5 protein-coding genes and 1 pseudogene are annotated in these 5,113 nt (G+C 43.1%); 2 read left to right on the top strand and 4 right to left on the bottom strand.

Going from position 1 to position 5,113, the window contains the following annotated elements:
• Positions 1-254: 254 nt before the first annotated feature.
• From PX482_RS22150 to PX482_RS27875, 3 genes are all read right to left on the bottom strand, one after another.
• Positions 255-1,691, bottom strand: coding sequence for a circularly permuted type 2 ATP-grasp protein (locus PX482_RS22150; protein WP_002785395.1), 1,437 nt, complete (start codon positions 1,689-1,691; stop codon positions 255-257).
• A gap of 41 nt (positions 1,692-1,732) precedes the next feature.
• Positions 1,733-2,968, bottom strand: coding sequence for an RNA-guided endonuclease InsQ/TnpB family protein (locus PX482_RS22145; protein WP_353852111.1), 1,236 nt, complete (start codon positions 2,966-2,968; stop codon positions 1,733-1,735).
• Positions 2,969-3,062: 94 nt separating this feature from the next.
• Positions 3,063-3,377 carry a recombinase family protein gene (locus PX482_RS27875; RefSeq protein WP_002757607.1) on the bottom strand — a complete coding sequence of 105 codons (315 nt, stop codon included), beginning with the start codon at positions 3,375-3,377 and terminating at the stop codon, positions 3,063-3,065.
• Positions 3,378-3,659: 282 nt separating this feature from the next.
• Between PX482_RS27875 and petB the strand changes: the two genes are divergently transcribed.
• Complete coding sequence (gene petB / locus PX482_RS22140) at positions 3,660-4,328, top strand: cytochrome b6 (RefSeq protein ID WP_002738970.1); 669 nt, start codon at positions 3,660-3,662, stop codon at positions 4,326-4,328.
• A gap of 51 nt (positions 4,329-4,379) precedes the next feature.
• On the top strand, positions 4,380-4,862 hold the full coding sequence (gene petD / locus PX482_RS22135; protein WP_002738373.1) for a cytochrome b6-f complex subunit IV: 483 nt from the start codon (positions 4,380-4,382) through the stop codon (positions 4,860-4,862).
• An 87-nt stretch (positions 4,863-4,949) separates the two neighbouring features.
• On the opposite strand, the pseudogene PX482_RS22130 reads toward petD, so the two are convergent.
• A pseudogene (locus PX482_RS22130) lies at positions 4,950-5,113 on the bottom strand (phytoene/squalene synthase family protein); the annotation flags it as partial.

Below are 5,113 nucleotides of genomic sequence, written 5' to 3'. Positions count from 1 at the left end.
GAAAAGGGTAGGGTGGGTTAGGCGACAATAATTTACGCAGTTGACTGATGATTTAATTTTCGCCGTAACCCACCAAAATTTTGATGATTGTCCTGATAGCGATTTAACCAATAAATTGAATAGGCAACTCTACTAAGCATAATTAACCAGGAAAAAGTGAAAAGGGTAGGGTGGGTTAGGCGACAATAATTTACGCAGTTGACTGATGATTTAATTTTCGCCGTAACCCACCAAAATTTTGAGGATTGTCCTTATTACTTGGTGAGAACCCAAGTGTCTTTACTGCCACCACCTTGAGAAGAATTAACCACTAAAGAACCCTTTTTCAAAGCAACGCGAGTTAACCCCCCGGGATGCACATAAATTTCATCGCCTCGATGGAGAATATAGGGACGTAAATCCACATGACGACCTTCAATTTCCGTGTCAATTAAAGTTGGAACCCTAGAAAGACTTAACACTGGTTGAGCGATGTAATTGCGGGGATTAGCGGCAATGCGTGGGGCAAATTCTTCTCGTTCTTTCGAGGTAGCTTGAGAACCAACTAACATCCCATAACCTCCCGATTCATTGGCAGCTTTCACAACTAATTTATCGAGATTATTTAAGACATAATCTAAGTCCTTTTCTCGCCAACAAAGATAGGTGGGAACGTTATTTAAAATCGCTTCTTCTCCCAGATAATAACGAATCATATCGGGGACAAAAGCATAAATAACCTTATCATCAGCGACTCCCGTACCAGGAGCATTAGCTAAAGCGACGCGGCCTTCCTGAAAAACTTTTAATAATCCGGGTACACCTAACATCGAATCGGGACGAAAAACCGCCGGATCTAAAAAGTCATCATCGAGGCGACGATATACCACATCTACCCGTCTTAATCCCTTGGTGGTTTTCATTTGTAGATAACCATCAAAGACGACCAAATCACGCCCTTCCACTAATTCTACCCCCATTTGTTGGGCGATAAAAGAATGTTCAAAGTAGGCAGAATTATAGGTTCCGGGGGTCAAAACCACTACGGTGGGATTAGGTAATTGGAGTGGGGCTAAATTAAGGAGAGTTTCCAACAGATGGGAAGGATAATCATCCACCGGTTTAACATTCATTGTCTGGAAAATATCGGGGAAGGTGCTTTTCATTACCCGACGATTTTCGAGGACATAAGAAATACCGGAAGGAACCCGCAAATTATCCTCTAAAACGTACCATTGACCATCTTTATCGCGGACTAAATCGGTTCCCGTGATGTGACACCAGATACCTCCGGCGGGTTTCAGTCCCAGACAGGGTTTCAGAAATCCCGTCGCCGAGGCGATTAATTCGGGGGGAATAATGCCATCTTTAATGATTAACTGGTCATTGTAGATATCGGAGAGAAAAAGATTGAGAGCTTTGATGCGTTGTTTCAGTCCTCTTTCCAAATAATCCCAGTCCTCAGCCGCGACAATTCGGGGAATAATATCAAAAGGAAAGATTTTTTCTACCCCTTGATTGTCGCTATAGACATTGAAAGTCACCCCCAATTCAAACAGGGCCGACTGAGCGGTTTCCCGGTGTTGTTGAAGTTCTCGGGGTGGCAGATTCTGCAACCATTTGATTAAAGGGGAGGAGTGGGGACGAGGTTGACCATCATCTAAGAATAGTTCGTCGTAGAAGCCTTCGGGATCGTAGGTATTTAATAGCACACTGACCTCATTTCATACCGATACTTTTTTGCTAACATACATTAACAATGCACTCTAAGAGAGTCTCTTAAAGAGGGGGTATCTCCCAAAGCACGAAGAAAAATTCCTCGTGCGCCATTAATATCTCTATCCATCTTCTTGCCATCAATCTTGGATTTAATGACTTTTTTTCCCCCTAAGTTATGTATTAATTCACCAGTCCAGCTAACTGTTTTCGACGTATAGGCTTCACAGCAGTCTATTACTAATTTACCCATCTCAAAAGCCTTATGCTTGAGAAATTGCTTAAATCGGTAATGAGACCAGTTAAGCATCTGTCTAACAGATTTTGAGCGAATCTTCCTGCTATTTTTTAGAACCATTTCTGACACTTCAAAAGTAGGCAAAAGAATCACATCAAAGTTATCAACTAGGAATCTAGCAACTTGATGATGAAGTTCATCTACTAAATTCCTGATTTTATTTCTTAGTCGATTAGCTGCTTTTCGATAACGGTTTCTGGTTTTAGCATTAACTTTGGTAGAACGAGAAATTAAATCATCAAGGTGATAGCATAATCGTTGGATTTTACCTATATCCTGACTCCCGATTGAGCCAAAACTATTAGGCGAGAATAGTGCCAGAAAATCTCTAACACCGGGGTCTAGGGCGACAATGCGTCCTTGGTTATCGGATTCCCATCGTTGCACCTCATGGGGAATAGCTAAATAGTATTGTCCATTTCTGGATACTAATCGGCTATCCCCAAAATTGTCGGGCAGTGATTCGGTGAAGCGTATTTGCCCTAATTTTGTGTGATATATTCCTTTTGCTGAAATGGCTGACTTAGGAATATAACAGGATTGCTGTTTATCTTTACGGGAAGGGAATTTTACTTTCTGGATTTCCCCAGTTTTTTGATATTTTCTTTGAGCATTTTTAACGGCTTCACAAGCGTCTTTGACTGCTATTGATTTAATCTGGTAGGGGACTTCTTTAGCCCATTCTGGTAAATCATTAATGATTCCCGTCTTGATAGCCTTCCAATTAGCTTTTCTACCTGGTTCCTGTAGATATTTAATGGTTTGGTTGAAGACAAACCGAGATACTCCCCACCAGTGTTTCATCAGTTTCTTCTGTTCTGTTGTTGGATAAATCCGTACTTTCTTTGATTTTTTGAGCGTACTTCCTGAGTCTGGACATTCGGCAAGAGAAGATGTGAAGTATTTATAACAAGTCTGCTGTAAGTTCTGATTCGGGACTGTGAACAGTTTGGTCGAGAACCAAGATTTTGCCACCGTTTTGTTCGACCATATACTGTATAAGCTCGAATCTAAATCGGCATAATCTGTCCAGTGTGGACATAACAATTGTGAGTTTATTTCCCCACAATCATCTGTCCAGTATGGCTCTAAGTCCTTTTCTTTGGAAGTTAAGCCCACTATCGATGTCTTTGATGATTTCTTCCTCTGGATAGAATCCGCGCATAAAGCTGACTTGTCTCTCAAGGTCATCTCGTTGCTTGATTGAACTGACTCGGCAGTAGCAAACAAGGGAAGCTCTAGCTGCACCATTGACGTAAGACTGGACATCGTACAATCGTTGCCCTGCTTCGTTTTTGATACTTTTGATTTTCCCTTCATCGGCATATTCTCTTAATGTATTGGGATGTAATCCCCATAGCTCAACGGCTTTTCTTAGGGTCACAAACGTTCGCCTAAATAGTGGCGTATGTAGGTCAATGTGAGCAAATCAGTAACTAGCTGTCAACCTTACCTATTCCCAGTGTCGGACAATTAGCCCGATTTTTTGTAGTCTAGGAGACATTTTAAGGGAAATTTTAGGAAGTTACGTTTTTCGGGACTGGCGATCACAGATTGATCCCCACCAGTGGAGAAACCTGACCGGAGCGAGAATTAGCCCTGAAAACTGTGTTACATTTTTTAAAGGTCACACCTTAAATCTTTCATTTTTCTTACTGGTTACGCGATGTTTACCAAACAAGTAACGGATTCTAAAGCCTATCAATGGTTTGAGGAACGCTTAGAAATTCAAGGGATCGCTGATGATATCAGCACCAAATACGTTCCCCCCCACGTCAATATCTTCTACTGTCTGGGTGGTATCACCCTTGTGTGCTTCGTGATCCAGTTTGCCACTGGTTTCGCCATGACCTTCTACTACAAACCCACCGTAGCAGAAGCCCTCTCCTCCGTACAGTACATCATGAACGAAGTTAACTTTGGCTGGTTAATTCGTTCTATCCATCGCTGGTCCGCCAGTATGATGGTGTTAATGATGATCCTGCACGTTTTCCGCGTCTATCTGACCGGTGGATTCAAAAAACCTCGGGAATTAACCTGGGTAACTGGGGTTGTCCTGGCCGTAATCACCGTTAGCTTCGGTGTCACTGGTTACTCCTTACCCTGGGATCAGGTGGGTTACTGGGCGGTTAAAATTGTTTCCGGTGTACCTGCTGCTATTCCCGTCGTCGGTGATCAACTCGTCACCCTGATGCGCGGTAGCGAAAGCGTCGGTCAAGCAACTTTAACCCGTTTCTACAGCTTGCATACCTTTGTACTACCCTGGTCGATCGCGGTCTTCATGTTGCTACATTTCTTGATGATCCGTAAACAAGGCATTTCTGGGCCTCTATAATTCAGAAAAATATCTCTGTCGATCCGAAATCATTTTTAGGAGACATTATCCATGTCCACATTAAAAAAGCCCGATCTCAGCGATCCCGCTCTGCGCGCTAAGTTGGCTAAAGGGATGGGTCACAACTACTACGGTGAACCCGCTTGGCCTAACGATCTACTCTATGTCTTCCCGGTAGTTATCTTTGGTACGATCGGACTCTGCACCGGTTTAGCGATTATGGATCCCACCATGATCGGTGAACCTGCCGATCCTTTCGCTACTCCCCTAGAAATTCTGCCAGAGTGGTATCTTTATCCCGTTTTCCAAATTCTCCGTATTCTTCCTAACAAACTCTTAGGTATCGCTTGCATGGCCGGCGTTCCCCTAGGCTTGATGTTAGTTCCTTTTATTGAAAGCGTCAATAAATTCCAAAATCCCTTCCGTCGTCCCGTCGCTACCGCTATCTTCCTATTTGGTACTGTGGTCACGATTTGGTTAGGTATTGGTGCCACTTTCCCCATCGATATATCTTTAACTCTCGGTTTGTTCTAAGTTACTGAACACCACCGGTTTGTTGCCCACGCTTGTGATTCCTGACTTTGGAAGAGCGATCGTGGGCAATTTTAATTTTGATTTCTTCTATCGGGTAATTTGTTGTACCAAAGCGATGACATCGCTGCGGCTGAGTTTTTCCTTACCTAAAGCTAGGACTTCGAGAGTGCCATGGGCTAAAGCGAGGGGAATCTTACAAAAATCAAGGGCCGGCCCTTTCGGCAGCGATTGAGTGTAATAATCGGCTAATT

The sequence above is a fragment of the Microcystis sp. M53602_WE12 genome (genome assembly GCF_030065455.1).
Classification (GTDB): domain Bacteria; phylum Cyanobacteriota; class Cyanobacteriia; order Cyanobacteriales; family Microcystaceae; genus Microcystis; species Microcystis aeruginosa.
This window is presented reverse-complemented; position numbering and strand designations above follow the sequence as displayed.